Below are 26,731 nucleotides of genomic sequence, written 5' to 3' on the forward strand. Positions count from 1 at the left end.
GCACCACTATCAGCCCATCGCCTTGACGCTCGGCGCCCGCAACCATGTCGGCTACCAGCAGGTCCAGGCCTCTGATCACCGAGGAACACGGCATCCGGGAGATCACCTGGCGACTCGGCCTGGCCCGCGGCACCGTCCGCCGCTTCGCCCGCGCCGTCACCGTCGACGAGCTCCTGGCCAAGCCCACAGCGGCCGGCCCAGCGTCCTCCGACCACCTCGACCACCTGCACCAGCGCCTCAATGCCGGCGTCACGAACGCCACGCAGCTGTTCACCGAGCTCAACGCCCGCGGCCACCGCGTCAGCACCACCACCGTGACTTCGGCGCCCTAGGACCGGCCGGCACCGATCGTCGCGGGCTCGCCGGCCGGTCGCGGCGTCCGCCGGTCTGCCGGGAGCTGCCTCGGTACGACTACTCGGTGCGCCGGCTGCCGCCGCGCCGCGAGCCGGTGGCGGGTCCACCGCAGCACAGGGCGCTCCAGGCACCAGTACGACAGTTCGACCGCCACGACGGTCAGCGCGAGACCGAGGATCGTCCCGAGCCAACCGGTCCGCGATTCACCGAACATCATCCGCATGCTCTGGCCGGCCAGAAGGTTCCACAGGTAGAGCCCGTAGGAGATTTTGCCGATGTGCACGAGGGGCCGGGCCGCGAGCAGTCGCGCGGGCCCGCGGTCAGGCCGCGCGACGAGGCCGAGGATGAGCACCACGGTCGCTACCGACAGCAGAGGCAGCCCGACCAGGTTCATCACGGTCGTGCCGATGCGGAAGGCCGGCACGAAGTAGCAGAGCACCAGGAAGCCGAACGCGGCCCAGGTCAGCGGTACCGGGACGGCCAGCCGGCGACCGTGTGTGGCGAGCGCCGCCAGGCACCCGACGGCCAGCGCGTCCATCCGTGCGGGCGTCGAGTAGTAGACGAAGTCGTGCCAGGTGGTGGAGTCGTTCAGCAGCGCGCGCAGCGTGACGGCGACGGCGATCACCGCCCCGCAGCACCACATGGCGATGGTCCGCCCCCGCGGCTCGACGAGCGCGCGCCGCAGCGCCGCGGGCCAGAACAGGTAGAAGTGCTCCTCGACGGAGAGCGACCAGGTCCAGCCGAGTCCACCGGCGTCGAAGATCACCGGGTGTACCAGGCTCGTGAGGTAGAACAGCCCCACGGCGATCTGGAGGGCGACGGTCCAGGACGGCTGCTGCGTACCCCAGACGAGGGCGTGGACCACGAGCAGCAGCAGCAGCGCTGGCAGCAAGCGGGCGGCCCGGCGCGCGTAGAACGCGGGCATGTCCACCGTGTCGGTCCGGGTGTGCTCGTCCATCAGCAGCGTCGTGATCAGGTACCCGGAGAGCACGAAGAACATGGCGACGCCCAGGTGACCGCCGGGGGTCACAGGTGGCACGGCACCCCAGAGGTTGAGGTGCAGCAGCAGCACGCCGATGATCGCCAAGGCACGGACGCCGTCCAGGGCGGGCTGGTAGCCGAGGTTACGAGCGGTTGCGCCGTGGAAAAGCAATGGGTCGGGCTCCTTTCGCTGTGCGTCAGGCCGTCCCCGCGCGGCCGCGTCCGTCGCCTCTCCCTACCCGATTCGACGAGGTCGTACTGCCGCATCGGCCATGGCAGAAGCTCCGAATAGCCTGTCAGACATCGTCCGTCCGGTGGATGCCGGGGCTGGTCGGGCCCACCGACGGCGCCAAGGAAATACTCATGGTGAAGCTCCGCCTCCGTTGTGTGCTGAAGCCCGTGCGGCCGTCCGGCTCGTGCCCCCCTCGGGGGAAAGCGCCAGATGATCGACAGGCGGCAGGTCCCCACGGACCAGGAGTCCCAGCCTCGGCCGACGCGTGTGAGGTGATGTTCCGACGGTTGGCGCGACTCGTCCGGCCGTGGGCGGCTGCCCTCCCATGGGCGGTCCGTCGACCTGATCCTCGATATGCTCGACCATGCCGTTCGATCTGCAGCCCGTGCTCTGCCAGGGTCTCGTTGGCGTCAGGCCCTTGCGCTCGGCAGACTTCGATGAGCTCTATCAGGTTGCTCGTGACCCTTTGATCTGGGCTCAGCATCCCGTCAAGGATCGGTACCGCTACGACGTCTTCACGCGGTTTTTCGCGGAGTCCCTGGCATCCGACGGTGCTCTGGCGGTCACCTCGGCGACGGGCGACATCATCGGGTCGTCCCGATTCCACGGTTACGATCAGCGACGCAGCGAAGTCGAGATCGGGTGGACGTTTCTCGCCAGGTCGTACTGGGGTGGCCCGGCGAACGGCCAGCTCAAAGCCCTCATGCTGGGACACGCGTTCCGCTTCGTCGAGCGTGTCGTGTTTCTCGTCGGCCCAGACAATCGGCGTTCCCAACGAGCACTGGAGAAGGTCGGTGCGGTTCGCGTGGGAACCCGGCCTGACGGGGCAGGCCACGACAGCATCCTGTTCGAGATGCGGCGTCCAGCGGGCTCCACGAAGTCCGGGTGAGTCCTGGGGCCGCGCTGGTCAACGGTTGAGATGAGGCTTCGGAGGCGGCGGGACGGCGTTCGTGGTCGCGGGCCAGCAGGCGACAGAGGTTGAGCCGGGCAGGGTGCGCTCCACCACCCAGCACCTCGTCGCACCGCAGCGATCAACCAGGTGCACCGGATCGAGGAACGCTGACGCCGGTCGCTGGCGGCGCCTCCCGTGTGCTGGGTCGCGAAGCAATCGACGTGAGACGGTTGCGCCACGGCCGGGCCCAGCATCAGCAGGCGGGCGGTGAGTTCCCCGTACACCCGCCAGCACGCGGGCGCAGACTCCAGGTACGGGTGCCTCGGCGCATCCTCGACCGGTACCAGCCCCCCACAACCACCACGTTCCATGTCGAGGAACGTAAAGCCGCACCCTGCGCCAGGGTCAACCAACATGCGCTGGGTAATTGTCGGCCGTCACTTGGCGCAATCACGTCCGACAATGGTTCCCATAGTGTACGAGATTCGCGTATCGTGCCCCCTCGTGTCGCCCGTTCGCCCCTCCGACGGCCCCGCGCCGGCCCCCCTGCCCGCCGGAGCGCGGGACTCCGCGTCCGAGGTGGGCAACGAACCCGTCTCGCTCCCGCCCGACGACGGCGCGGCCGGCGAGCCGGCGCGGGCCGACGATCGTCCAGTCGCCACCCACCACGACGCCCGGGAACTCGCCGCCCAGTTCGAGGACGAAAAGCCGGGACGCGTCCTGTCCGGGCCGGTGGGGCTGCTGTTCACCGGCGTCACGGTCGCCGTCGCACTGCTCGCCCTCTGGCAGGTGTTCTTTCCGCTCTCCCAGGGCAGCAAGTACTACCTGATCATTTTCCTGACCGGCATCCTGCCGATGGTGTTCCTGGCGTACCCGTCCGGGATGCGGCTGCGGCGGCGGGCGACCGCCCCGGCGGCCGACGACCCGGCGGCTGCGACCGGCGACGCGATCGGCCCGGCGGGCAAGGAGGACGAGCCGGCGCGGCGTGGGGTGCCCACCCCGGTCGACTGGCTGCTGGCCCTCGCCGCGCTGCTGAGCTGCCTCTACCCGGTGCTACCGGTGGCCTTGGGCGCGGGCGGCGGCGGGTACGACGCGTTCCTCGACCGGCAGGGCCTGCTGGTGCCGCTGGACGTGGCCATGGGCACCGTGCTGATGCTCCTGCTGCTGGAGGCATGCCGGCGTACCACCGGCTGGATTCTCCCCGCCGTCTGCCTGCTCTTCCTGGCCTACGGCTACTACGGCGGGCTGCTGCCGCAGTCCTGGGCCGTGGCGCACGCCGGGCTCGACTTCGGCCAGCTCATCGACGCTTTCTACAACTCCGACAGCGGCTTCTACGGCACCCCACTGGACGTGGCCGCATCGTACATCGTGCTCTTCACCATCTACGGGGCGGTGCTGGACCTCTCCGGGGCCGGGCGATTCTTCGTGGAGCTCTCCGCAGCCGCGTTCCGTCGGTCCCGTACCGCCGCCGGACGGACCGCGGTCGCCTCGGGCTTCCTGCTCGGCACCGTCTCCGGCTCAGGGGCGGCCACCACGGTCAGCATCGGGGCGGTCACCTGGCCGATCCTGCGCCGCGCCGGATACCCCGCCGAGCGGGCCGGCGGCATGCTGGCCGCCGCCGGGGTCGGTGCGATCCTCTCCCCGCCCACGCTGGGCGCGGCGGCCTTCATCATCGCCGAGTACCTGGGCGTGTCCTACCTGCAGGTGCTCGGCTGGGCGACCGTGCCGACGATCCTCTACTACCTGGGTATCCTGCTCTCCGTCGAGATCGACGCCCGGCGCTCCGGCGTCCGCCCGGTGGTGATCGACAGCGGTTCCGCCTGGCGCCTGCTGGCCCGCTTCGGCTACCACTTCCTCTCACTCATCGTGATCATCGTGGTGCTCGCGGCGGGCGCCTCGGCCACCCGCGCCGTGGTGATCGCCACCATCCTGGCCGCCGCACTGTCCTTCCTGGACCGGCGCCACCGGCTCACCCCGGCCCGCCTCGTCGAGGCGCTCCGCGGCGGCGTACGCGGGGTGCTCGCGGTGAGCGCGGTCTGCGCCGCGGCCGGCATCATCACCGCCACCACCACGAAGACCGGCCTCGGCCCGCAGGCCGCCGCGCTGCTGATCGGCGGGGCCCAGGCGGTCAGCTCCGACCCGGCCGTGGTGCTGGTGCTCACCGCCCTGCTCGCCGCCGTCGCGCTCAGCCTGCTCGGCCTGGCCGTCCCGGTCACCGCGTCGTTCGTGATCGGTTGGGTGATCATTGGCCCGGCGCTGCTCAACCTCGGCGTCGCCGCCCCCGCCGCGGCGATGTTCGTCTTCTACTTCGCGGTGCTGTCCGAGGTCTCCCCACCGACCGCCCTCGCCGCGGTGGCCGCCGCCGCGGTGACCGGCGGCCGGCTGGTCCCGACCATGTGGCAGACCCTGCGGTACGCGCTGCCCGCGTACCTCATCCCGATCGCCTTCGTCATCACGCCGACCGGTCTCGGGCTGCTCGGCATCGGCGGGGTGGAACGGATCGCGGTGGCCGGCCTGATCTGCGTGCTCAGCGTCACCATGCTGGCGGTCGCGGCGGGCGGCTGGCTGCCCGGCGTCGGCCCGGCCGGCGTGCCGGAGCGGATCCTCGGCGCGGTCGCCGGGCTGGTGCTGCTCTGGCTCGAACCCGTCCCCGTCACCGTTGGCGCCGTCCTGGCCGCGCTGACCGTGGCGGGGGTGCTCGTCCGACGTGGATCCGCCGGCCGTGCCGGCGTCCCGTCGGTGCCGAAGCAGCTGGACCATGGGGAGGACAGAGAGTGAGACGGATCGACGTACGGGTTGCCGCAGGCGTCGGAGTGCTGGCCCTCGTCGCGGCCGGAGCCGCCGGGTGCGGGGGCCGGCAGGACGGAGCGGCAAAGGACGACACCGCCAGCGAGGTCACCTGCCAGGTCACCAAGGACACCCGGATCGGCATCGCCACCGGCAACGCCACCGGTGTGTACTACGTGGTCGGCAACGCGCTGGCCGGCCAGCTCTCCGCGACGACCGGCGGCAAGCTCACCGGGACCGCCGCCGAGACCGGCGCCTCGGTGCAGAACGTCGAACAGCTCGTGGCCGGCCAGTATGACGTCGCCTTCTCGCTCTTCGACACCGCGGTCAACGCGGTGCAGGGCAAGGGCAGCTTCAACTCGCCGCAGCCGGTCAAGGCGCTGGCCCGGATCTACGACAACTACACGCAGGTGGTCGTCCGGGCCGACGCGGGGATCACCTCGGTCGCCGACATGAAGGGCAAGAAGATCTCCACCGGCTCGCCCAAGTCCGGCACCGAGGTCATCGCCAACCGGCTGCTCACCGCCGCCGGCCTCGACCCGGCCAAGGACATCCAGGCGCAGCGGCTCGACCTGACCAAGACCGTCGACGGCATGAAGGACGGCAGCATCGACGGCTTCTTCTGGTCCGGCGGGGTACCCACCGGCGGCGTCACCGACCTCTTCACCACGGCCGGGGACAAGGTCAAGTTCATCGACATCAGCCCGCTGCAGCCGAAGATGGCCGAGGTGAACCCGGCGTACCAGGCCGGCACCATCGGCAAGGACGTGTACAAGACCGCGGCGGACACCCCGACCATCGTGGTGCCGAACGTGCTGCTAGTCCGGGACAACCTGGACGCCAACGTGGCATGCGCGATCACGAAGACGGTCTTCGAGAAGAAGGACGCTCTCGCCCAGGCCAACCCGGCCGCCAAGGCGATCGACCTGCAGAACGCCCGCAAGACCGACCCGGTGCCGCTGCACCGGGGCGCGGACAAGGCGCTCAAGGACCTGGGCACGAGCTGATCCGGCAACGCCGGGCCCGGACCCAGGGGCCGGGCCCGGCACCCCGACCGGGAGGCCCCCTGGCGCTCCCCGCTCCCGGCCGCCTACGCCGGCACCGCCACCCGCCGGACCGCACCTAGCGGCTCTGGCCGGCGCGCGCCCAACTGCCCGCGCCGATCCTGTTGCCGGCGGGCCCACGGAGCTGGGAGCCTGGCCACGCGGGCCCGGTCGACGGCCCACCGAGCTACGCCTCCGAGTTGGTGAGCACCGGTGCGGCTCTTATGGCGCGTCTCCCTTCGTGACGCGCACCACCGCGTTCGACTCGTCCTCCGAAATGACCTCGATCGTGACGTTGGTAGCGGGGTCGTGGAACAGCGGCACCTCATCCGCCCCGATGCCGAGCGTCCCGATGTCGGGCTCGGTGCACGGCCCCTGACGGCCGGACCCGGGCTTGGCGTCGTGCACCTGGATTGATCCGTCGCCGTTCGGGATCGATGTGTCGACCTTGTACACGAGCACTCCGGGGTCGCAGATCGTGCCCGCGTCGTTGCCCACTGCACGCCGCAGCTCCGCGGCCCAGGCGGTGTAGGGGCCGGTACGCACCACGACGAGCTTCTTCGCGGTCCCCGGCGGTCCGCCCTGCTCGATCGGAGTGAGCGTGTGCTCGGTGACTCCGCTCTGCGTCACGCAGCCGATCTGCGGGCGCTGCAGCCAGTCGAGCTTCCACTTGTTCCAGCCCATCAGCTCGGGCGCGCGGCCGGAGATGTTGCCCATCATGTCCCAGCCGCCGACGAACCGGTGCGTGCCGCCGATGCCGGTGGCGTTGTAGGACTCCGGCAGCGAGAACGCGTGGCCTGTCTCGTGGTTGAGGATCTTGAAGCCCCAGCCCCACATGTCCTGACCGAACGTGTCGCCGTTCTTGAGCACGGTCCCGTCGGCCACGATCGAGCGCGTGTAGTCGTTGAACTCGGGGGAGAAGGCGATGTGGCTGGCGTTGCGTGACGGCACGATGTACAGCAGCCGGTAGCCTGAGAAGTCGACGTCCGGGTCGGTCACCTTGACCACGTCGCGCACGTACTCGAGCTGGTTCTCCACGGTGAACGTGTTGCGCGAGAGCCCGTACTCGGTGTCTGGCAGCGGCATGCGGAACCATTGCGGCACCGTCGTGATCTCAAGGTTGAGCCGTCCGTAGGAGGAGCGGCGGAACCACTCAACCGACGGCGCGAGGAAGTCGTAGTAAGTGCCGGGGTCCGCGTACGGCGCCTGGTTGTCCTCGGCGCGGGCGTTCGGGAAGTCCACGAACAGCATGATCGCGCGCACGGTGTCGACCGGACGCACATGCAGCTTCCAGTCGCTGTCGAGCCCATGGTGCAGGTTCGTGTCGAACCCCGCGCTGGTCCCGTCGGGCCAGCCCTCCGGCGGCCTGGTGATCTCGCACGCCTTCGCGTTTTCCAGCTCGGCGGGCGTGACGGGCGGCGCGGAGTGCGCAGCCGGAGAGGCGACGCCCACGCCGGCCACCATGGTCAGGGTGGCAAGTGCTGCCCCCAGCGTTGCCCTGGCTGTCCGCATCGCTGCCCTCCGCTCGCCTCACCCGTCAGGGCCGGCTTCGACCTCCGTCTATCACGGAGTATCCGCCGCCGGTTCTACCGGGGCTTCGGATGGCTGTCTCGAATGGAGGCGAGCGCCTTCCAGCAGTTGTTGAACGACGTGCTCGTTCGGCACCGATGGTGAACTTTCCCGCCGGCGCGGCCTCGACCGCGGCGCGGTCGACGATGCCGAGACCCGGCGAACCCGCCGGCTTCGGTCGAGTTCGCCTCGGCACGTTCGCCCGTCGGCGGTGGGCTGAGGGCGGTCCTGGGGCGATGCCAGGTGTCGGCATCGACGTCTAGCGCTGTAAATCAATACCATGTTACGTTGCACTTTCATCGATGATCGACCGGATCGAGGATCGTGCGGAGACCGGCTCGACGGCTATCTGACGCAGCGTGGTGGCGGGCCGATGTCCACACACGACGAGCACGCAAACGGAAATCAGAAGGGGGAAGTCGATGGGACACGGCTTCACACGTCGGCGATTTCTGGAAGCTGGCACTGGCGCCATGGTGGGCACGTACGTGGCCCTCACGCCAGGTGCCGCCCGAGCGGAAGACGCGGGTGCACCGGCCAGTCAGGCATCGGCCGACCGGGCACCCGAGGAGGGCACGGGCCCGTTTCACAAGCTGGTGATCCGCGGCGGGACCCTGATCGACGGCACCGGAGCCCCGCCACGCGGCCCGGTTGACATCGTCGTGGTGAACCAGCGGATCACCCAGATCAAGCAGGTCAGCGAGCGTGACCTGCAGAAGGACAGGCCACCGTTCGACGCCGACCACGTGGTCGACGCGACCGGCATGTTTGTGATGCCGGGATTCGTCGACCTCCACGTGCATGCAGGCGGACCGCCAAAGAACCCGGAGACGTACGCCTACAAGCTGTGGCTCGCGCACGGTGTCACGACCGTACGCGGTGTGGCCCTGGCGTCGAACGACATCTCCGTCAGAGACAAAGAGCGCAGCGAACGCAACGAAATCGTCGCCCCGCGCATCTTCAACTACCAACACCCGGGAAACGCTTGGGGCAAGGGCCCGGTCAACAGCGCGCAGAGCGCGCGGGAGTGGGTGCGCTGGGCGAAGGACCACGGCGTGGACGGGATCAAGATCAGATCGGGAGCGCACATGCGCCCCGACATCATGGCTGCACTCCTCCCCGAAGCGAAGAGACTCCAGATGGGTACGGTCGCGCACCTCGATCAGACCGGTGTGGAGCAGATGAACGCCATCGACGCCGCCCGGCTCGGGCTGGGCACGGTCACCCACTTCTACGGCCACTTCGAGTCGCTCGTGCGCCCGGGCGTAAAGCTGTTCCCGTCCGACTACGACTACCGCAACGAACAGGTGCGCTTCAGCCAGGTGGCCGACTGGGTGAACAAGATCTACCCCGTCCGCGGCCAGGAGTGGCACAGGTACCTGCGGGAGCACCTCGAACTGGGAACCGTGTTCGACCCCACGTTCAACATCTACGTCGCGAGCCGGGACGTGACGAGGATGCGCGGCGCGGAGTGGCACGACAAGTACACGTTGCCGTCGCTGTGGGACTTCTTCCAGCCCAGCACCGCCGCCCACGGCTCGTACTACTGGGACTGGGGCACCGAGGTCGAAACGGCCTGGAAGGACTTCTACCAGGTCTGGTTCAAGCTCATGAAGGACTACCACGACATGGGCGGGCGGATCACCACCGGCTCAGACTCCGGCTTCATCTACCAGACCTACGGCTTCGCCTACATCATGGAGCTGGAGATGCTGCGAGAGGCTGGTCTCACCCCGCTCGAGGTCATCACGGCGGCGACATTGAACGGCGCCAAAACGCTCTACGAGCCGATGGGTATCGACAACCCGCCGATCGGGACGGTCGAACCCGGGAAACTCGCGGACCTCGTCATCGCCCCAGAAGACCCCACGGCGGACCTCACCGTGGATCCCTGGGGGCGGCGGGGAGGCGGTTTCAAGGCGCTGTACGGGACCGGCCATCAGCGCCTCAACCCCCAGACCGGCCAGATCGAGCGGGTCGGTGGCATCAGGTGGACGATCAAGGACGGTGTCGTCTACGACGCGAGGCGACTGCTCGAAGACGTGGCTGTCGAGGTGGAGAAGCAGAAGGCAGAAAGAGGCACCTCGTAGGTAGGTGGGCCGCACCTCGAACGGCCGGGTCCGCACGGCACACCAGGACACCCATGGTGACGAGCGCCGGTAGGAGCTGACGATCAACGCCCAAGGGGCGACCGCGGTCGCCCCTTGGGCGCCCGGGCGCGGTGGCGGGAGGACTGGCGGTGGTCGGTGCGCTTCGGCAGCGGGGTCGCCCTGCGTCGGGTCGTGTGCCCAGCCTCCCATCCTCCTCACTCAGCTGGCGGGTGAGTCGTGCTCCGCCGGAGAGGACGTTGCCAACGCGCCGAGGGTGAGGGGAGACGAGACGGGGCGTTCGGCGAAGCCGGAGGTGCGGGAGGCCTCTTGACCGAGGATGCAGCCGACGGCGTAGCCGCAGGTGCGTGCCTGGCAGTAACCCATGCCGGCTCGGGTGAGCATCTTCGCCGACCGGCCGTCGTGCGCGTCGAGGTCCTGCTGCATGGACCGCAGTGCCCCGAAAGGAACCTCCTCGCAGCGGCAGACGGTCGTGTCGTCGGACAGCCGGTCCACCCATCCTGCGGGCACCGGGTGGGACCGGTGCATCGCCTGCGCGAAGCGGCGGAGCGCCGCCCGCGAGCGGCGCAGCCGAGGTGCGACCGACGCGGCGCCCGCCGCGACGGTACCGGCGATCTCGCCTTCCACCGTCGCAAGCGCGGCACCGCCCACGCCGCAGGCTTCGCCGGCGACAAAGACACCCTCGACCGATGAGCGCTGCTCGTCGTCGACCTCGCACACCAGCGACCCGTCGACATCCACGCGCGTCGCGCAGCCGAGCGCCAGCGGCAGCTCCAGTTGCGGGGTGAAGCCCCACCCCACAGCCAGCACATCCACCGCCATCGTGCGCTCACTCCCGGGCACCACCCGGCCCCTGTGGTCCAATCGCATAATGGTGACCCGTTCCACAGCGTCCGTGCCGTCAGCGGAGACCACGACGGACCGGGTATGGACCGGAATCCGGCGCCGCGCCAGCACCCGGGCGTAGCTGGCGCCCTCGCCGAGCTTGCCCACATTACGGATCACGGCGCCGAGCTCCCTCAGCCACGCCAACGGGGAGCCGGCCTCGTGAACGCCCACGACGCTCGCTCCCGACTCGGCCAGCCCGGCCGCGACCGGAAGCAGGAAGGGGCCGGTTCCGGCCACCAGCACCCGCTGTCCGGCGACGACGCCGTGACCCTTGAGCAGAGCCTGCACACCCCCCGCCGTCATCACGCCCGGAAGATCCCACCCGGGGAACGGGATCTGACGGTCGTACGCCCCCGGGGCCAGGATGAGCCGACGGCTGCGGAGTTCGGCGGCTCGTTCGCCCCCACCGGTCCGGTCGACCACGTGCACGACGAAGCCGTCCCGGTCGCGGGTGACCGTCCACACGTGGTGTTGGGAGAACTGGGCAGCGGCCGCGAGCCCGGCCACAAGACGGCGATATGTCGCCAGGTCATGGTGAAGGTGGGCCACCTCGGCGGCGGACACCCCACGCTCGTTGGGTGCCGGGTGGCGCCAGTACTGGCCGCCGGGCACCACGCCGGCGTCTACGATGGCGGTGCGCGCGCCGGCGCGGGCGGCGCTGGTCGCGGCGGCCAGCCCGGCCGGCCCGGCACCGACGACCAGCACGTCGAAGATCCGCTCAGACTTCGAGGTCACCGTGACCGGTTCCTTCCTGCGTGCTGACCTCCATGCCCGGCTCGGCGAGCCGGAGGCAGGCGCGTTCGTTCGGGCGCCCGTCGACGACGACGAGACAGTCGAAGCACACGCCGATACCGCAGAACAACCCCCGCGGCCGGCCGCCGCGTCGGGTGCTGCGCCACGACCGCACGCCGGCCGCGGTCAACGCGGCACCCACGCTCTGCCCCGGCCGGAAGGGGATCTGGCTGCCGTCGAAGGAGAAGTGTGGCTGGCTCGTCATGCGGTCACCTGTGCGAACCTCGACGGCGCGAACGCCGAGGGGTCGATGTCCGGCTGGCCGTTGGCCAGCATCTGGCTGATCAGCCTGCCGGTTGCCGGGGCCAGACCGATGCCGGCACCCTCGTGCCCGCAGGCGTGGAACACCCCGGGAATCCGGGGGTCTGGACCGATGACCGGCAGGTGGTCTGGACAGTAGGGGCGAAACCCGCGGTAGGTCCGCATCAGCCTTACGTCGGCGAGGAAGGGGAAGAGGCGCACCGCCAGCGAGGCCAGCCGCCGCAGCACCGCCACGGACATGGTGTCGTCGAACCCCACCCGCTCCCGGCTCGCGCCGATGAGAACCGTTCCGCCCTGGGTGCCTTCGACGACGGTGGACGTCTCCAGCCCGGCGTCGTCGGACGCGACGTTCTCGACGTAGTCAGCGGAGTACACCTTGTGCCGGACCACCCGGGGCAGCGGCTCGGTCACCAGGATGAACCCGCGGCGGGGGAGGACCGGGATCGGCGCGCCGAGCCGCTCGCCGACCTGACCACCCCAGGTTCCGGCGGCGTTGACGATCGCGTTGGTGGGGTAGCTGCCGGTGCGCGTCCGGACCGCCGTGACCCGTCCGTCCGGACCCCGTTCGGCCGCCACGACCTCCTCGCCGCGGACCACCGTGGCGCCGAGGGACCGGGCCGCCGCGAGGAGTGACACCGCCGCCAGTACCGGCTGTACCTGCATGTCCTGGGGGTAGAGGACTCCTCCGGGCAGGTCCGGGGCGAGGTTCGGCTCGTGGTCGTGGAGCTGGTCCGCGCTCACCGCGACCGTCTCCACGCCGGCGGCCCGCTGCCCCTCGGCGAACCGGGTCAGGGCTGCGGCACCCGGATCCGAGGTGGCCACCACCAGGCCACCCTTCTCTTCGAGTTCGAACGGGTCGGGGCCGAACTCGGCGGCCAGCTCCAGCCAGCGCGTACGGGATGCCAGAGCCAGGTTCAGTTCGGGGCCGGGTTCCTTGTCGGAGACGAGGATGTTGCCCTCACCGCGGCTGGTGGTGCCGCCAGCCACCGTTCCCCGCTCGAGGACGGTCACCGTTAGCCCCTCACGCGCGGCATAGTAGGCGCAGGCGGCCCCCACGATGCCCGCTCCGACGACGACCACGTCAGGCATGCCTTTTCTCCGTCCAGCGCTGGTAGGCCAGATCGGCCACCACGAGGTCCTGCCAGCCCATGCCGACGCTCTTGAAGACCGATGAACCGGTGGTGGGCGCCAGGTGCACCGCGTCGCGAAGCTCGATGAGGCCGTCCTGGCGGACGACGCCGGCGCGTACGGCCTGGATGATGTCACCGGCTTCGCGCAGGGCGACGCCGTGGGACTCGACCACCACCCGTTCGGCAGCGCCGATCGTCGCCTCGTCGAGTTCACGGACGTCCGGCTCGTGGGAGCCCACCGCGACGACACAGGTCCCCGGGCGCAACCGGCGGCCGTCGAAAAGCGGCTGGCGGGCTGTGGTGGCGCACACCACCACGTCCGCATCCGCGACGTCCTCATGGCTACCCACGCGCGCGTCCAGACCGCCGTCCCGGACCCTGGCCACCAGGGCCGCCGCGCGGTCGGGGTCCCGGCCGACCACCGTGACGGCGCCGAGGGGCCGAACGGCTCGCAGCGCCTCCACATGCCCCCACGCTTGCGGGCCGGAGCCGAACACGACCAGGTGCCGCGCCTCGGGCGCGGCGAGGTGGTCCACCGCGACCGCGGAGACAGCAGGAGTTCGCAACGTCGTCAGGGCCGTGCCGTCCAGCAGCGCCACCGGGGCCAGCGTGACCCGGTCGTAGAGCACGTACAGCGCCTGGACGCGGGGGAGTCCACGGTCGGAGTTGCCCGGAGCCACCGTGCTCAGCTTCACGCCCACGACGGCCGCGGTCTCGGCGGGCATCAGCAGCAGCTGTCCGTGCTCCACGTCGTGAATGGAGCGCTGCAGGGACGCCTGCGGGTCGAGCCCGCCGGACAGGGCCTTCGCCAGTGCGGTGACGGCATCGGCGAACGGCACCAGGCCGAAGATGTCGGCTTCGTCGAGGTACGGCAGTGTCGCGATCATCGGCTTCTCGCAATGACGGTCGCCGCGAGGGGCGCGGTGTGGGCAAGGACGGCGGCTCGGGTGCCGGTGTGCAGTCGTGCCAGATCGGCGTGGGCGAGCTGCACGATGGGCAGGGTGGTGCCGTAGATCTCGGCGGCGACAAGGGCCCCGATCACCAGGATCGCGTCGCACTCGGCCAGGAGGAGGGCCGCCGGCGCGTGGCCCGACCGGATGAGCTCGGCGAGCACGGCGGTGGAGGAGCTGGAGCCGCGCCCGGCCTGCATCGCGAGGACCTGCCCGGCGACCGTGCAGCCGCGTTGCGGATGGTGGGCGTCGACGATCATTCCGGACGGGTCGACCCCGCCCCAGAACGAGAGCGGCTCGTCGAGCGCGAGTACGGCGCCGTTCGCCTGCCCCGGATGGAGGGAGCGGCCGGACAGCGTCACCGGGTCAGCCCCACAGCCGCTCATCGCGTACCACCCTCCCGGCCCTCGCCGAGGCGACACACTCGGCCAGGCTTCCCAGCACCGTGTCGATTCCGAGATTGGCCGGCGCGTACCAGGCCCACTTGCCCGAGTTCGTCATCACGGTGCGGATCCCGTCCCGCAGCACGGGCGTCACGTACGTGCAGGTGTCGGTGAGGATGCGGCCACCCGCATCGCGCACCGCGTCGGCGTACCCGCGTTCCTCCGCCTCGGCCAGCACGGCCCGGCTGGTCGACACGAACACGTCAACCGACGAGCTGAACGGCGGGCCGCCCCGCAGCTCGAGCGCCAGCGCCGCGAACTCGGAGAGCGAGAAGTGCGGGGTGCCGAGGCTGATGGCGTCGATTGACTCTGTAGCGGCGGTACTCAACCGCTCCCGCGCTCGCCTGAGGTCGTGTGTCGTCACCGGCACCGTGGTGGCCTCAGGCCCGCGCACCGCGTCCAGCGTCGGCGCCTCCGGCGTCACCCCCACCACGTGGAACAGCGCGACGCCGCCGGCGGATGCGGCGGTCGCGCCGAGCGCCTTGAGCCGGTCCTCGGTGACCCCGCCGTCGTTCAGGTCGCCCGGCAGACCGGTGAGCGCCGCGACCCGGGTTCCGGCGAGCTCGCCGAGCAGCGCCCCGATCGCGGGCCAGGCGACGTCGTCGTCGAGCAGCGCGGCGGGGACCGCTGAGAAGTCGAGCACCAGCGCGGCGGCACGGTTTCGCTTCAGGTGCAGGCCCGAGTAGGGGACCCGGCCGGCAACGCCGGCGGCGATGTCGATGAAGTCGCCGTACCGGTCGGTGCGCGCCCCGAGTACCGAGTTGACGAAGGCGATGGCGTTCGACTCCGCCCACGCTACGTGGCTGCCTTCGGTCGGTCGGTGGCCGGACTGGTACGGCGCGCACGACCAGGTCGGCTCGCAGCCGAGGGCCACGTGCGCGTCCATCAGGCGCCGGCCGTTCTCGGCCACCTCGACGTCGGCGCGTACCAGTCCGGGATGCAGCAGGTCGAGCGAGCCGACGTTGAGCGTCGTACGCACCCGCACCCGGCCGCCGAGGGAGACCAGCCGCTCGGTGAACTCCAGCCCCGCCACGCCGTGGTACAGGCAGCCGTCGGCGTGCGCTGACTCGATCGGCACCAGCCGTTCGGCCCCGTTCGCGCGCGCGACCCCGACGATCAGCCGCATGCACATCGCGGTGGCCGGGCCCTGCTCTCCGGCCAGCATCGACTGTTCCTCGGCCGTGAGGACCAGGCCGTCGTCGCCGGGCATCAGGCTCCTTCGCCGGGGGCCAGCGTCACAGTGTGCAGCGAGGTGAAGAAGTCCTGCGCGGCCTTGCCCTGCTCACGGCCGCCCACACTGGATGCCTTCTCGCCGCCGAACGGCAGGTAGAAGTCGACCCCGGTGGTCGGTGCGTTGACCTTCACCAGGCCGGCCTCCAACGCGTCCGCCATGGCGAGCGCGGCGTTGAGATCGCGCGTATACACGCCGGCGGCGAGTCCCTGTGGAACATTGTTGGCCACCGCCACCGCTTCCTCGAGCGTAGGCACCGCGTGCAGCGTGGCGATCGGCCCGAACACCTCGTCGCACGAGAGCGGGTGGTCGGCGGGGACATCCTCGAGCAGGGTCGGACGCACGAACCAGCCGGGGTCGTCGGTCGCCACGCCGCCGGTGAGGAGACGGGCTCCGGCGGCGGTCGCGCTGCCGGCGGCGGCCAACACCTTGTCCCGGGCGGCTTCGTTGATGACCGGCCCCACCGCGGTCGTCGCCTGCGCGGGGTCGCCGAACCCCAGCGCCTCGATCGCCGCGACGAGCGCGTCCCGCAACGGCGTGACGTCCCCGACGACGATCACCCGCTTGGTCGCCGTGCACTTCTGGCCGGCGAACCCCATCGCGGCCGCGGCGATCTGTCTGGCGGTGGACTCCACGTCGGCGTCGGGCAGGACGATCGCCGGGTTCTGGCCGCCCATCTCCGCCTGTACCCGCACCCCGCGGGCCGCGGCCGAGCGCACCACGTCGCCACCGACCGCCGTGGATCCGGTGAACGACACCACGTCGGCCTCGGCCACGATCGCCCGGCCGGTGTCGCCGTCACCGGGAAGGACCGTGAACAGCCCCTCGGGCAGGACCTCGTCCAGCAGGGTGGCCAGCCGCAGCGCCGTCGCCGTCGCGTCCGGCGACGGCTTGAGCGCCACGGCGTTGCCGAACGCCAATGCCGGTGCGGCCTTCCACAGCGGGATGGCGATGGGGAAGTTCCACGGGGTGATGAGCCCGGCGACGCCGAGCGGTCGGCGCCGGGTGAAGAGCAGGCCGGCGCTCGACGGCTCGTGCATCGCGCCCACCGGGTCGTACACCTGCTGTGCGTAGTAGCGAAGGATGGCCACCGCCCGTGCTACCTCACCGCGCGCTTCGCCGACTGGTTTGCCGACCTCGCGAACCGCCAGTCGGGTCAGTTCGTCGGACGCCGCCGCCACCGCGTCGGCGGCGTCGGACAGTGCCTGCGCCCGCGCGGCCGCGGGGCCGCGCCCCCATTGGGCCTGGGCCGCGCGAGCGCGGGCGAACGCCTTCGCCACCTCGTCGGCACTGGTCACGGGCGCCTCGACAACGAGGTCTTCGGGTGCGTGCGGTGAGTAGCTCTTGATCACGAAGGCTCCCTCAGCGTCGGTACGTGGGCCGGGTGGGGATGAGGTCAGGTCAGAGCAGGAAACCCGCCGGGAACGGGTCGTCCGGGTCGAGGAAGTACTGTGCCGTGCCGGTCAGCCAGGCACGCCCGGTGATGGTCGGTACCACTGCGGCGGCGCCGCTGGCGAGCCGGGTCTCCTGGATGAGCCGGCCGATGAAGCGGGTCCCGATAAAGGACTCGTTGACGAAGTCGATGTCCAACGCCAGCTCGCCACGCGCGTGCAGCTGTGCCATCCGGGCGCTCGTGCCGGTACCGCAGGGGCTCCGGTCGAACCAGCCCGGGTGGATGACCATCGCGTGGCGCGAATGCCGGGCGTCCGAGCCGGGAGCGATGAGCTGTACGTGGTGACACCCGCTGATGTCGGGGTCGTCGACGTGGACCGGGCGGCCCTTCTCGTTGATCGCTTCCATGATCGCCAGCCCGGCGTCCAGCAGGGCCTGCTTGTGTCCCCGGTCGAACGGCAGGCCGAGGTCTTCGAGGTGGACCATTGCGTAGAAGTTGCCGCCGTACGCGAGGTCGTAGCGGACCGTCCCGAAGCCGGGCACCTCGACCGTCGCGTCCAACTGGTGGGAGTAGGACGGCACGTTGCGAATCGTGACCGCCTTGGCCGCGCCGTCGGAGACGGCGACCTCCGCGACCACGAGGCCGGCGGGCGTGTCCAGGCGGATCGTCGTGACCGGCTCGGTCACCTCCACCATGCCGGTCTCCACCAGCACGGTGGCGACCCCGATGGTGCCGTGTCCGCACATCGGCAGGCAGCCGGACACCTCGATGTAGAGCACGCCCCAGTCGGCGTCGGGCCGCGTCGGCGGCTGCAGGATCGCTCCGGACATGGCGGAGTGCCCGCGTGGCTCGTACATCAGCAAGGTGCGCAGGTCGTCGCTGTTGTCGAGGAACCAGCGGCGGCGCTCCATCATCGTGGCGCCGGGCAGTGGCGCCACGCCGCCCGTGATGACCCTGGTCGGCATGCCCTCGGTGTGCGAGTCGACGGCGTGTAGTAGTCGGCGTGCGCGCATGTCTCAGGCCAGTCCGGCTTCGAGGGCCGCCTCGGTCGCGGTGCGGACCGACCGCTCCTGCTCGGCGGTCAGCGGCTGCCGCGGCGGCCGGCAGACGCCGCCCTTACGGCCGGCGATGTCCATGGAGAACTTGATCGCCTGGACGAACTCGGTCTTCGAGTCCCAGCGCAGCAGGGGGTGTAGCAGCCGGTACAGCGGCAGCGCGGTCTCCAGGTCCCCTGCCACGGAGGCCTCGTACAGCGCCACGGTCGAGCGGGGAAAGGCGTTCGTGTATCCGGCGACCCACCCCTTGGCGCCCGCGATGCCGACCTCGAGGACGACGTCGTCGGTGCCGATCATCAGGTCCAGCCCGGGCGCGAGCTCCGAGATCTCGTAGGCCCGACGCACGTCGCCGGTGAACTCCTTGACGCCCACGATGAGGCCCTCGTTGTACAGCGTGGCGAGGATCCGGGGCGTCAGGTCGGTTTTGGTGTCGATCGGGTTGTTGTACGCGGTCACGGGCAGGCCGGCCTTGGCGATCTCACGGTAGTGCTCCAGGACGGCGCGCTCGTCCGTGCGGTACGCGTTCGGAGGCAGTGCCATGACGGCCTGCGCACCGGCCTCGGCCGCCTGCTCGGCCCAGCGCCGTGACTCCAGGGCGCCGTAGGCGCCCACGCCAGGCATGACGACGAAGCCCTCGGGTGCGGCCTGGACCGCCACCTCGACGGCCTTCGCGCGCTCCTCGTTGGTCAGCACCTGGTACTCGCCCAGGGATCCGTTCGGGGTCACCCCGTGGGCGCCGTTCTCGGCCAGCCACCGCACGTGGTCGGCGTAGGCGTCGAAGTCCACGGACAGGTCGTCGCGGTAGGGCAGAGCGGCTGCGACGAGTACGCCGTGCCAGGGGCGGGTACGGGCAGCGGGGGAAGCAGTCATGTCGGAGAGCCCTTTCGTTGCCGTCAGTGCAATATCACATAGCAATTCACGGAGCTCAAGTCAAGCTTCGGTAACACCGCAACGTGCACCTCTGGAGCCGTGATGTGCTCTGTGCCATAGTGCAGTGCTACGTCACACGGCAGTGTTACCGATCGCTACGTGGGCCGTCCGCGGGTCGGTCCTTGAGAGAAGTGGGTTGGACAATGACGGCATACCTCACCCGCCGGCTGTCGCGAGTCGCCCTCGTGGGCGGCGCGGCGGTGGCGGCCATGATGCTCTCCGCCTGTGGTAACGGGCTCGCCTCGGGAGGGGGCGAGCAGTCGGACAACGGGCCCATCGTCCTCGGAATGCTAACGCCGCTGTCGGGGAGCAGCTCGGCCATCGGCCCGTACATGAAGAACGGCGCGCAACTCGCCGTTGACGAGATCAACGGCAAGGGTGGCGTCAACGGGCGCAAGCTCGAGCTCAAGGTCGAGGACGAGGCGTGCGACGCCAAGAGCGCCACGGCGGGCGCCAACAAGCTGGTCACCGAGGGTGTGAAGATCTCGGTCGGCGGCTACTGCTCGGGTGCGACGCTCCCGACACTGCCGATCTTCGAGAAGGCCGACGTGCCCATGCTCATCCCGGCCGCCAACTCCAACGAGCTGGTCAAGCAGCACAAGAAGAACGTCTTCCTGATCAACGGCACCGGCGTGCAGCAGTCCGATGCGGCGCTCAAGTTCATGAAGAAGGTGGGTGCCACCAAGGTCGCCCTCATGGACGACAACACCAGCTACTCCAAGGACATCGCGGACACCACCGCCAAGCTGCTGACGGGCTCGCCGGCGCTCGCCGGACGCGAGTCGGTCACCGCGGGTGAGAGCGACTACAGCGCCAACGTCAACGCCATCCTGAAGACCCAGCCGGACTTCATCTACTGGACCGGCTACTACCAGGAGGGCGGCCTCATCATCCGCCAGCTGCGGCAGGCCGGCTACACCGGCAAGATCATGGTCGCCGACGGATCGGTCGACCAGAAGCTGGTGGACATCGCCGGCCCAACGGTCGCCGAAGGCGTCTTCGCCACCATGACGCAGACCCCGGACACGATCCAGGGCGCCGAGAACTGGATCGCGGACTACAAGAGCAAGTTCGGCGCCGACCCCGGTCCGTACTCCACCCAGGCCTACGACGCCGTCCGGGTGGCCGCCGAGGCGGTCAAGCAGGCCGGCTCGACTGACGGCGACGCCGTCATCAAGGCGCTCGAGGGGATCGACGGTTTCCAGCTGTTCTCCGGGCCGCTGAAGTTCACGCCCGACCACACGCTCTCCAGCGGTGGCTTCCAGATCCTCGTGGTGGAGAACGGCAAGATCGTCCTCAAGGACACCCTGCAGTAGATCGTCTGCTCCCGGCGGCGCCCTCCCAGGAGCGCGCCGCCGGGGCGTTCCCCCGAAGGGCTCCCATGACCCAACTCATCTGGAACGGTCTCTTCGTCGGATCGTTCTACGCCCTGGTCGCCCTGGGCTACACCATGGTGTACGGCATCATCAGGCTCCTCAACTTCGCCCACGGCGACCTGTACATGGTCGGTGCGTTCGTCGGTTTCGGCGTCCTGAGCGTCGCCGGCGGGCTGGTGACCGGCCACGGCTTCGTGGCGCTGCTCATCGTCCTGGTCATCTCGATGCTGGTGACCGGAACGGCCGGCCTGCTGCTCGAGCGGATCGCCTACCGTCCCCTGCGCAGCGCACCCCGGCTCTCCGTACTGATCACCGCGGTGGGCGCCTCGTTCGCGCTCGAGTACGGGATGCGCCTGGTGGCCGGGCCCAACCCGGAGGTCTACCCGGTCCGGCTGGCGGGCGACTCGATCAACGTGCTCGGCGCCCGCATCACCATCCAGCAGGCCAGTCTCATCCTGATCGCGGTCCTGCTGATGGCCGGCCTCCAGTGGCTCGTCATGGGGACCGGGACCGGGCGGGCCATGCGCGCCATCTCCCAGGACCCGACGGCGGCCCTGTACATGGGCATCAACGTCGACGCCGTCATCGCGCGCACCTTCTTCATCGGGTCCGCCCTCGCCGGCGCCGCCGGCGTGATGGCCGGCGGCTACTACGGGAAGATCGACTTCCTGATGGGGTTCATCATCGGGCTCAAGGCGTTCACCGCGGCCGTCATCGGCGGCATCGGCAACATCAAGGGCGCGATGCTCGGCGGCCTGACGCTCGGCCTGCTCGAGTCGATCGGCACCGCCTGGATCGGCGGGCAGTGGCGCGACGTCTTCGCCTTCAGCTTCCTCATCGTCCTCCTCACGCTTCGCCCGACTGGCATCCTCGGCGAGCGCGTTACGGAGCGTGTCTAATGACCACCAATTTCGCAACCTCGCCCGCCCGCGCCCGTGCGCTCGTCGAGCGAATCCAGCAGAACCGCTACCTCGGCCTGATCGGACTGGCCTTCGCGTTGTTGGCGCCGTTCGTCACCGCGACCAACTACGCCCTGTCGGTCATGACCTCCGCGCTGCTCTTCGTGATGCTGGCGGTCGGCCTCAACATCGTCGTCGGCTACTGCGGCCTGCTCGACCTCGGGTACGCCGCGTTCTTCGCCATCGGCGCCTACGTCAGCGGAATCCTCGCCACCAGGTACGGCTGGCCGCTGCTGGCCACGGTGCCGGTCGTCATCGTCGCGGCGGTGGTCGCGGGCATCGTGATCGGCGGGCCCACCCTGCGGCTGCGCAGCGACTACCTGGCGATCGTGACGCTCGGCTTCGGGGAGATCATCCGGATCACGGCGAACAACCTCACCATCACCGGTGGGCCGTCCGGCATCTACGGAATCCCCGGCATCACGCTGCTCGGGCTCGACCTGACCGGCCCGGTCGGCCTCTATTACACCTGTGTGGTCGTCGTCGCCCTGGCCGTCCTCGGCGCGGCCCGGCTCGGACGCAGCCGGCTCGGACGCGCCTGGCGGTTCATCCGCGAGGACGAGGACGCCGCCGAGGCGATGGGCATCAACACGTACCGGGTCAAGCTCGCCGCCTACATCGGCGGCGCCATCTGGGGCGGCCTCGCCGGCATCCTCTTCGGCGCCCAGCTGTCCGCCATCTCCCCACCGAGCTTCACCTTCCTGTGGTCGGCCCTCATCCTGATGGCCGTCGTGCTCGGTGGCATGGGCTCGACGCCCGGCGTCGTGCTGGGCGCCATCTTCATCAGCGTGCTGCCCGAGCTTCTCCGGCAGGCCGCCGACTACCGGTACTTCGTATTCGGGCTCCTGCTCATCGTCGTGATGATCTTCCGTCGGCAGGGACTGTGGCCGGCGCGGGCCGTGGAACGGCAGTCCCGGCGTGACCTGCGCAAGGCCACGGAGCAGGACATGCGCAAGGCCAAGGAGGTAGTGCCGTGAGTACGCGAGAACCCGCACCGCTGCTGCGGGTGCAGGATCTGCACCTGGACTTCGGCGGCGTGAAGGCCGTCGACGGGCTGACCTTCCAGGTCGACGAAGGCGACGTCCTCTCGCTCGTCGGACCCAACGGCGCCGGCAAGACCAGCGCGTTCAACTGCATCACGGGCTTCTACAAGCCCACCGGCGGCTCGATCACCCTGCACGGCGCGGACATCACCGGCCTGCGGCCGTCCGCGATCGCGGCCCGGGGGATGTCGCGCACCTTCCAGAACCTGCGCCTCTTCGGTGAGCTGACGGTGCTCGACAACGTCCGCGCCGGGATGCACCTCCGGCTGCGGCAGAACGCCCTCGACGCGCTACTGCACACGCCGCGGTTCCGGCGCTCCGAACGGGAGGCGACCGACGAGGCGAACCGCTGGCTCGACTTCGTGGGCCTGCGCGGTGACCGTGGTGGCCTGGCGCGGAACCTTCCGTACGGCGAGCAGCGGCGCGTCGAGATCGCCCGCGCCCTCGCCCGCGGGCCCAAGGTGCTCCTGCTCGACGAGCCCGCCGCAGGCCTCAACTACGGCGAGAAGAGCGAGCTGCTCGATCTGCTGCACCGCATCAGTGTGCTGGGCATCGCCATCGTGCTCATCGAGCACGACATGGATCTCGTCATGCAGGTGTCGCGCCGGGTCGTCGTACTGAACTTCGGCCGGGAGATCGCCGACGGCACTCCCGACGAGGTACGCCGCAACCCGGACGTGATCGAGGCGTACCTCGGCAAGGACGACGAGGAGGAGGCCACGAGCGAGGAGATGATGAGCCATGAGTGACGCCGCCGGCCGCTATGCACTCGAAATCAACGCTCTCGACGTCCACTACGGCCGCGTCCACGCCCTCCGGGGCCTGACCCTGACCGTCGGCGAGGGCGAGATCATCACTCTGCTCGGCAACAACGGCGCGGGAAAGACCAGCACCCTCGCCACGGTTTCCGGCGTGGTGCGGTCCACCGGCGGCACCGTGCGCGCGTTCGGCACGGACATCACCAAGGCCAAACCCTGGGAGATCGTGGGCGCCGGGGTGGTGCACGTGCCGGAGGGGCGCCGCATCTTCTCCCGGCTGACCGTTCACGAGAACCTCCAACTCGGCGGCTACCAGGTGAACGACAAGGCCGCGGTCAACCGCCGGATCGACGAGGTCTACTCCCTGCTACCCCGGCTCGCCGAGCGGCGCAACCAGCAGGGCGGGAACCTGTCCGGCGGCGAGCAGCAGATGCTCGCCGTCGGTCGCGCGCTCGTCGCCGGGCCGAAACTGCTGATGCTGGACGAGCCCTCGATGGGGCTCGCGCCACTCGTGGTAGCCCAGATCATGGATCTGATCCGCCGGATCAACGCCGACGGCACCTCGGTGCTGCTCGTCGAGCAGAACGCCCGTGCCGCGCTCAAGATCGCTCACCGAGCGTACGTGGTGGAGAACGGTGTGATCACCCTGCAGGGAGCGGCCCGCGAGCTCGCGCGCGACTCCCGCGTGGTCGAGGCGTACCTGGGGGCCTGAGGCGATGCGGGACATTCGTGCCACCGACTACCACACGGCGGGAGAACCGTTCCGCATCGTCACCGAAGGCGTCCCGGAGATTCCCGGCACCACCGTGCTGGAACGGCGCGAACACGCCCAGCGCGACGAACAGGTCGACGCGGTGCGCCGCCTCCTGGTCAACGAACCGCGTGGCCACGCCGACATGTACGGCTGCTTCGTCGTGCCACCTGACGACGCGGGCGCACACTTCGGGGTGCTGTTCTGGCACAAGGACGGCTACTCGACGGCGTGCGGACACGGCACCATCGCGCTGGGTGTGTGGGCCGTCCGGAGCGGGCTCGTGACCGCCGCCCCCGACGGGGAGACCGACGTGGTGATCGACGTACCGTCGGGTCGCGTCACGGCCACGGTCTCCTGCGCGGCCGGCGAGGTCCGCGAGGTCAGCTTCCGTAACGTGCCGGCATACGTACTGGGCCAAGGCATCACCGTGAACACCAGCCGGGGCCCGGTGCGCGCGGACATCAGTTACGGGGGCGCGATCTACGCCTCCGTCGACGCCTCGGCCCTCGGCCTGTCGGTCAACCCGGCCCATTACGGTGATCTGCTGGCACTCGGCCGCGAAATCAAATGGAAACTCAACGAGACCGAATGGGCCCGGCATCCGAGCGAACCGCGGCTTGACGGTATCTACGGCACGATCCTTTTCGAGGATCTCGGCCGACGGTCCGGCGGCCCACACCAGCGCAACATCACCGTCTTCGCCGACGGTGAGGTCGACCGGTCACCGTGCGGGTCAGGCACGTCCGCGCGGGTCGCGCTGCTAGCATCGTCGGGGCAACTCGCCCCTGATCAGGTGCTGACGCACGACTCGGTGGTCGGAACACGGTTCCTCGGCCGGGTCGTGCAGGAGCTGGAAGCAGAAGGCCGCCCGGCCTATGTTTCGGAGGTGCGAGGGATGGCCTACCGAATTGGTGAACACCATTTCGTTCTCGAGGCCGACGATCCCGTCGGACTCGGATTTACGCTGCGATGAAGGAGACAGGGAGTGACCCCGTGACGACCGGGCGCCTGGCCCCGGACACGCTCTCTCTGCCGCAGTTCGGGGGCCGGCCCAACCTTCGACAGGAGATCGCCCATGCCCTGCGGGGCGCGGTCATCACGGGACAGATGCGACCCGGCGTGCTGTACTCCGCGCCGACGCTCGCTGAGCAGTTCGGTGTCTCCGCCACGCCGGTGCGCGAAGCGATGCTCGACCTCGCCAACGAGGAACTGATCACGATCGTCCGGAACAAGGGCTTCCGGGTCAGGGAGCTGAGTGACCGGGACCTGGACGAGATCACCTCGCTGCGCGCGCTGATCGAGGTGCCCACCGTGGCCGAGGTCGCCCGGGCCATCAACGAGCCCACCCGGGCAGCGGTCGAGGAGCTGCGTCCCCTGGCGAAGGAGGTGGAGCGGCTCGCCGAAACCGGCGACCTCATCGGCTATGTCGAGGTCGACCGGCGTTTCCATCTCTCGTTGCTCGCCTTCGCCGGCAACCGGCATCTCATCGACGTGGTGGGGAACCTGCGGGCCCGCAGCCGGCTCTACGGCCTGCAAGGGCTCGCCGAGCGCGGCGAGCTGGGGCGTTCGGCCGCCGAGCACGAGCAGATCGTCGATCTGGTGGTGGCCGGCGATGCGCCGGGGGTGGCGGAGCTGATGCGACGCCACATCGGCCACGTCCGCGGCTCCTGGGCCGGCTATCACGAACCCTGACCGCCAGCACCACGCGATGCCCGGCCCTACCGGGCGCGTACGACGTCATTGGCTCCGTCGTTCCGAAAGAACGATCCGCAGGCGGTTGCCGGCCGCACCCCACCGATGCTCGGCTCGGAGGTCGCCCCCAGGCCGGCCGGGCCGGTGCGGGGCGGCACTCCAGTACCCGCGGCGGTTCTGCCCAGGTTGGACCGTCCGGTAGGTTTCGCAGGCCAGGTTGACGAGTTCGGTCAGGTGGGCGGGTGGGTCGTCCTTCCACCAGGCCAGCCAGACCGGTATCGGCTGGGCGTCGTGGACGGCGCGGTACGCCACGCCGGGCCTGGGGTTCTGGTTGGCGGTGGCCTCGGAGGTGATGCCGACGGCCTGGCCGGCGGCGATGAGGGTGAGCCATTCGTCGACGCCGTGGGTGGTGCGGATGGTCGCGGGTTCGGCGCCTGGCGGAAACAGGGCGGGCGTGGTCGTGCCGGTTCGGCTGTCGATGGCGACGGTGTACCTGGCCAGGTCGGCGGTGCGTACCGATCGTCGCCGGGCCAGCGGGTTGTCGGTGGCCACGGCGGCGTAGCGGGCCTCCACGCCGAGCAGTGCGGTGTCGAAGCGGGGATCGTCCAGGTGCCGGCGGATCACGGCGACGTCGGCGGTGCCCTCGCTGAGCCCGGCGGTCGGGGTGTTGGACTGGACGAACACCAGCGGCACCTGGGGGTGGGCGGCGGCCCAGGTCTTCTGCAGTCGTCGGGTGTGTTTGCCCAGCGCCGCCCAGGCGTAGCCGACGCGCACCTCGGTGCGCGATTCCTCGACAATCCGTCGCAGGTGGGCGACCTCGTCGAGCACCCGGCGCGCGGCGGCGACGACGCGGGTGCCGGTGGGGGTGAGCGAGACGTGCCGGGTCGTTCGCTGGAGCAGGCGAGCGCCGAGGGCCGCCTCCAGGGCGCTGACGGAACGCGAGACCGCCGCCTGGGAGACCCCCAGGATAGCCGCCGCGTCGGTGAAAGTGCCGGCCTCGACCACTGCGACGAGGGTACGGAGCTGACGCAGCTGCACATCCATACGCCGAGCGTATAACTCTGGCGGCTAGTGCATTTCTCGTATCAGTCGGCGCGTTCGACACTGCCC

24 protein-coding genes are annotated in these 26,731 nt (G+C 70.1%); 12 read left to right on the forward strand and 12 right to left on the reverse strand.

The features are described 5' to 3' along the window. The first annotated feature begins 44 nt into the window (after positions 1 to 44). Positions 45 to 332 carry a hypothetical protein gene (locus ABZ570_RS04850; protein ID WP_358056865.1) on the forward strand — a complete coding sequence of 96 codons (288 nt, stop codon included), beginning with the start codon at positions 45 to 47 and terminating at the stop codon, positions 330 to 332. Here ABZ570_RS04850 and ABZ570_RS04855 read toward each other — a convergent pair. After that, on the reverse strand, positions 329 to 1,507 hold the full coding sequence (locus ABZ570_RS04855; RefSeq protein ID WP_358056867.1) for an acyltransferase: 1,179 nt from the start codon (positions 1,505 to 1,507) through the stop codon (positions 329 to 331). The two genes, ABZ570_RS04850 and ABZ570_RS04855, sit on opposite strands and share 4 nt — an antisense overlap. Before the next feature lie 424 nt (positions 1,508 to 1,931). Here ABZ570_RS04855 and ABZ570_RS04860 point away from each other — a divergent pair, with 424 nt between their 5' ends. From ABZ570_RS04860 to ABZ570_RS04870, 3 genes are all read left to right on the forward strand, one after another. Beyond that, the gene (locus tag ABZ570_RS04860) at positions 1,932 to 2,456 is read left to right on the forward strand and encodes a GNAT family N-acetyltransferase (RefSeq protein ID WP_358056869.1); all 525 of its coding nucleotides are present in this window, start codon (positions 1,932 to 1,934) and stop codon (positions 2,454 to 2,456) included. Between the two features lie 582 nt (positions 2,457 to 3,038). Next, on the forward strand, positions 3,039 to 5,237 hold the full coding sequence (locus tag ABZ570_RS04865; protein WP_358057058.1) for a TRAP transporter fused permease subunit: 2,199 nt from the start codon (positions 3,039 to 3,041) through the stop codon (positions 5,235 to 5,237). Then, on the forward strand, positions 5,234 to 6,253 hold the full coding sequence (locus ABZ570_RS04870) for a TAXI family TRAP transporter solute-binding subunit (RefSeq protein WP_358056871.1): 1,020 nt from the start codon (positions 5,234 to 5,236) through the stop codon (positions 6,251 to 6,253). Before ABZ570_RS04865 ends, ABZ570_RS04870 begins: the two co-directional genes overlap by 4 nt. A gap of 258 nt (positions 6,254 to 6,511) precedes the next feature. Here the strand turns inward: ABZ570_RS04870 and ABZ570_RS04875 are convergent, their stop codons facing one another. Beyond that, positions 6,512 to 7,801: a hypothetical protein gene (locus tag ABZ570_RS04875; protein ID WP_358056873.1), complete on the reverse strand. Its 1,290-nt coding sequence runs from the start codon at positions 7,799 to 7,801 to the stop codon at positions 6,512 to 6,514. Positions 7,802 to 8,280: 479 nt separating this feature from the next. Here ABZ570_RS04875 and ABZ570_RS04880 point away from each other — a divergent pair, with 479 nt between their 5' ends. Continuing rightward, on the forward strand, positions 8,281 to 9,948 hold the full coding sequence (locus tag ABZ570_RS04880) for an amidohydrolase family protein (RefSeq protein ID WP_358056875.1): 1,668 nt from the start codon (positions 8,281 to 8,283) through the stop codon (positions 9,946 to 9,948). Between the two features lie 219 nt (positions 9,949 to 10,167). Here the strand turns inward: ABZ570_RS04880 and ABZ570_RS04885 are convergent, their stop codons facing one another. Genes ABZ570_RS04885 through ABZ570_RS04925 form a run of 9 tightly spaced genes read right to left on the reverse strand, consistent with a single transcriptional unit; the run spans position 10,168 to position 18,979 of the window. Beyond that, positions 10,168 to 11,589: an FAD-dependent oxidoreductase gene (locus ABZ570_RS04885; protein WP_358056877.1), complete on the reverse strand. Its 1,422-nt coding sequence runs from the start codon at positions 11,587 to 11,589 to the stop codon at positions 10,168 to 10,170. Next, complete coding sequence (locus ABZ570_RS04890) at positions 11,573 to 11,851, reverse strand: (2Fe-2S)-binding protein (RefSeq protein WP_089006521.1); 279 nt, start codon at positions 11,849 to 11,851, stop codon at positions 11,573 to 11,575. Before ABZ570_RS04890 ends, ABZ570_RS04885 begins: the two co-directional genes overlap by 17 nt. Then, the gene (locus ABZ570_RS04895) at positions 11,848 to 12,996 is read right to left on the reverse strand and encodes an FAD-binding oxidoreductase (protein WP_358056879.1); all 1,149 of its coding nucleotides are present in this window, start codon (positions 12,994 to 12,996) and stop codon (positions 11,848 to 11,850) included. Before ABZ570_RS04895 ends, ABZ570_RS04890 begins: the two co-directional genes overlap by 4 nt. Continuing rightward, positions 12,989 to 13,924 (reverse strand): ornithine cyclodeaminase family protein, encoded by a 936-nt coding sequence (locus ABZ570_RS04900; RefSeq protein ID WP_358056881.1) that lies wholly within the window; start codon positions 13,922 to 13,924, stop codon positions 12,989 to 12,991. Before ABZ570_RS04900 ends, ABZ570_RS04895 begins: the two co-directional genes overlap by 8 nt. Continuing rightward, on the reverse strand, positions 13,921 to 14,373 hold the full coding sequence (locus tag ABZ570_RS04905) for a DUF126 domain-containing protein (protein WP_358056883.1): 453 nt from the start codon (positions 14,371 to 14,373) through the stop codon (positions 13,921 to 13,923). The genes ABZ570_RS04900 and ABZ570_RS04905 overlap by 4 nt, the downstream gene beginning before the upstream one ends. After that, a complete protein-coding gene (locus ABZ570_RS04910) occupies positions 14,354 to 15,640 on the reverse strand; it encodes an aconitase X catalytic domain-containing protein (RefSeq protein WP_358056885.1) in 1,287 nt (428 codons plus the stop codon). Before ABZ570_RS04910 ends, ABZ570_RS04905 begins: the two co-directional genes overlap by 20 nt. After that, entirely contained in the window at positions 15,640 to 17,013 is a 1,374-nt protein-coding gene (locus ABZ570_RS04915; protein ID WP_358056887.1) for an aldehyde dehydrogenase family protein, read from the reverse strand. Before ABZ570_RS04915 ends, ABZ570_RS04910 begins: the two co-directional genes overlap by 1 nt. Before the next feature lie 49 nt (positions 17,014 to 17,062). Further along, positions 17,063 to 18,067 (reverse strand): proline racemase family protein, encoded by a 1,005-nt coding sequence (locus ABZ570_RS04920; protein ID WP_358056889.1) that lies wholly within the window; start codon positions 18,065 to 18,067, stop codon positions 17,063 to 17,065. A gap of 3 nt (positions 18,068 to 18,070) precedes the next feature. After that, entirely contained in the window at positions 18,071 to 18,979 is a 909-nt protein-coding gene (locus ABZ570_RS04925) for a dihydrodipicolinate synthase family protein (RefSeq protein WP_358056891.1), read from the reverse strand. A gap of 203 nt (positions 18,980 to 19,182) precedes the next feature. Here ABZ570_RS04925 and ABZ570_RS04930 point away from each other — a divergent pair, with 203 nt between their 5' ends. From ABZ570_RS04930 to ABZ570_RS04960, 7 genes are all read left to right on the forward strand, one after another. After that, positions 19,183 to 20,355, forward strand: coding sequence for a branched-chain amino acid ABC transporter substrate-binding protein (locus ABZ570_RS04930; RefSeq protein WP_358056893.1), 1,173 nt, complete (start codon positions 19,183 to 19,185; stop codon positions 20,353 to 20,355). Positions 20,356 to 20,420: 65 nt separating this feature from the next. Further along, a complete protein-coding gene (locus tag ABZ570_RS04935; RefSeq protein WP_358056895.1) occupies positions 20,421 to 21,314 on the forward strand; it encodes a branched-chain amino acid ABC transporter permease in 894 nt (297 codons plus the stop codon). After that, the gene (locus tag ABZ570_RS04940) at positions 21,314 to 22,351 is read left to right on the forward strand and encodes a branched-chain amino acid ABC transporter permease (RefSeq protein WP_358056897.1); all 1,038 of its coding nucleotides are present in this window, start codon (positions 21,314 to 21,316) and stop codon (positions 22,349 to 22,351) included. Before ABZ570_RS04935 ends, ABZ570_RS04940 begins: the two co-directional genes overlap by 1 nt. Beyond that, positions 22,348 to 23,166 (forward strand): ABC transporter ATP-binding protein, encoded by an 819-nt coding sequence (locus tag ABZ570_RS04945; protein WP_358056899.1) that lies wholly within the window; start codon positions 22,348 to 22,350, stop codon positions 23,164 to 23,166. Before ABZ570_RS04940 ends, ABZ570_RS04945 begins: the two co-directional genes overlap by 4 nt. After that, positions 23,159 to 23,887 carry an ABC transporter ATP-binding protein gene (locus ABZ570_RS04950; RefSeq protein WP_358056900.1) on the forward strand — a complete coding sequence of 243 codons (729 nt, stop codon included), beginning with the start codon at positions 23,159 to 23,161 and terminating at the stop codon, positions 23,885 to 23,887. Before ABZ570_RS04945 ends, ABZ570_RS04950 begins: the two co-directional genes overlap by 8 nt. 4 nt (positions 23,888 to 23,891) lie before the next feature. Continuing rightward, complete coding sequence (locus tag ABZ570_RS04955; RefSeq protein WP_358056901.1) at positions 23,892 to 24,902, forward strand: proline racemase family protein; 1,011 nt, start codon at positions 23,892 to 23,894, stop codon at positions 24,900 to 24,902. 20 nt (positions 24,903 to 24,922) lie between these two features. After that, positions 24,923 to 25,621: a GntR family transcriptional regulator gene (locus tag ABZ570_RS04960; protein ID WP_358056903.1), complete on the forward strand. Its 699-nt coding sequence runs from the start codon at positions 24,923 to 24,925 to the stop codon at positions 25,619 to 25,621. Between the two features lie 45 nt (positions 25,622 to 25,666). On the opposite strand, the gene ABZ570_RS04965 is transcribed toward ABZ570_RS04960, so the two are convergent. Further along, positions 25,667 to 26,665 carry a LysR family transcriptional regulator gene (locus ABZ570_RS04965; protein ID WP_358056905.1) on the reverse strand — a complete coding sequence of 333 codons (999 nt, stop codon included), beginning with the start codon at positions 26,663 to 26,665 and terminating at the stop codon, positions 25,667 to 25,669. Positions 26,666 to 26,731: the final 66 nt, after the last annotated feature.

Origin of the sequence: Micromonospora sp. NPDC007271 (assembly GCF_040634005.1) — a bacterium.
In the GTDB taxonomy this organism is placed as follows: Bacteria; Actinomycetota; Actinomycetes; order Mycobacteriales; family Micromonosporaceae; genus Micromonospora.

Excerpts from the sequence above, each read along its gene's own strand:
- ABZ570_RS04850 (WP_358056865.1), top strand. The coding sequence starts at position 45 with ATGTCGGCTACCAGCAGGTCCAGGCCTCTGATCACCGAGGAACACGGC.
- ABZ570_RS04860 (WP_358056869.1), top strand. The coding sequence starts at position 1,932 with ATGCCGTTCGATCTGCAGCCCGTGCTCTGCCAGGGTCTCGTTGGCGTC.
- ABZ570_RS04875 (WP_358056873.1), bottom strand. The coding sequence starts at position 7,801 with ATGCGGACAGCCAGGGCAACGCTGGGGGCAGCACTTGCCACCCTGACC.
- ABZ570_RS04880 (WP_358056875.1), top strand. The coding sequence starts at position 8,281 with ATGGGACACGGCTTCACACGTCGGCGATTTCTGGAAGCTGGCACTGGC.
- ABZ570_RS04890 (WP_089006521.1), bottom strand. The coding sequence starts at position 11,851 with ATGACGAGCCAGCCACACTTCTCCTTCGACGGCAGCCAGATCCCCTTC.
- ABZ570_RS04895 (WP_358056879.1), bottom strand. The coding sequence starts at position 12,996 with ATGCCTGACGTGGTCGTCGTCGGAGCGGGCATCGTGGGGGCCGCCTGC.
- ABZ570_RS04900 (WP_358056881.1), bottom strand. The coding sequence starts at position 13,924 with ATGATCGCGACACTGCCGTACCTCGACGAAGCCGACATCTTCGGCCTG.
- ABZ570_RS04905 (WP_358056883.1), bottom strand. The coding sequence starts at position 14,373 with ATGAGCGGCTGTGGGGCTGACCCGGTGACGCTGTCCGGCCGCTCCCTC.
- ABZ570_RS04910 (WP_358056885.1), bottom strand. The coding sequence starts at position 15,640 with ATGCCCGGCGACGACGGCCTGGTCCTCACGGCCGAGGAACAGTCGATG.
- ABZ570_RS04920 (WP_358056889.1), bottom strand. The coding sequence starts at position 18,067 with ATGCGCGCACGCCGACTACTACACGCCGTCGACTCGCACACCGAGGGC.
- ABZ570_RS04925 (WP_358056891.1), bottom strand. The coding sequence starts at position 18,979 with ATGACTGCTTCCCCCGCTGCCCGTACCCGCCCCTGGCACGGCGTACTC.
- ABZ570_RS04930 (WP_358056893.1), top strand. The coding sequence starts at position 19,183 with ATGACGGCATACCTCACCCGCCGGCTGTCGCGAGTCGCCCTCGTGGGC.
- ABZ570_RS04935 (WP_358056895.1), top strand. The coding sequence starts at position 20,421 with ATGACCCAACTCATCTGGAACGGTCTCTTCGTCGGATCGTTCTACGCC.
- ABZ570_RS04940 (WP_358056897.1), top strand. The coding sequence starts at position 21,314 with ATGACCACCAATTTCGCAACCTCGCCCGCCCGCGCCCGTGCGCTCGTC.
- ABZ570_RS04950 (WP_358056900.1), top strand. The coding sequence starts at position 23,159 with ATGAGTGACGCCGCCGGCCGCTATGCACTCGAAATCAACGCTCTCGAC.
- ABZ570_RS04955 (WP_358056901.1), top strand. The coding sequence starts at position 23,892 with ATGCGGGACATTCGTGCCACCGACTACCACACGGCGGGAGAACCGTTC.
- ABZ570_RS04965 (WP_358056905.1), bottom strand. The coding sequence starts at position 26,665 with ATGGATGTGCAGCTGCGTCAGCTCCGTACCCTCGTCGCAGTGGTCGAG.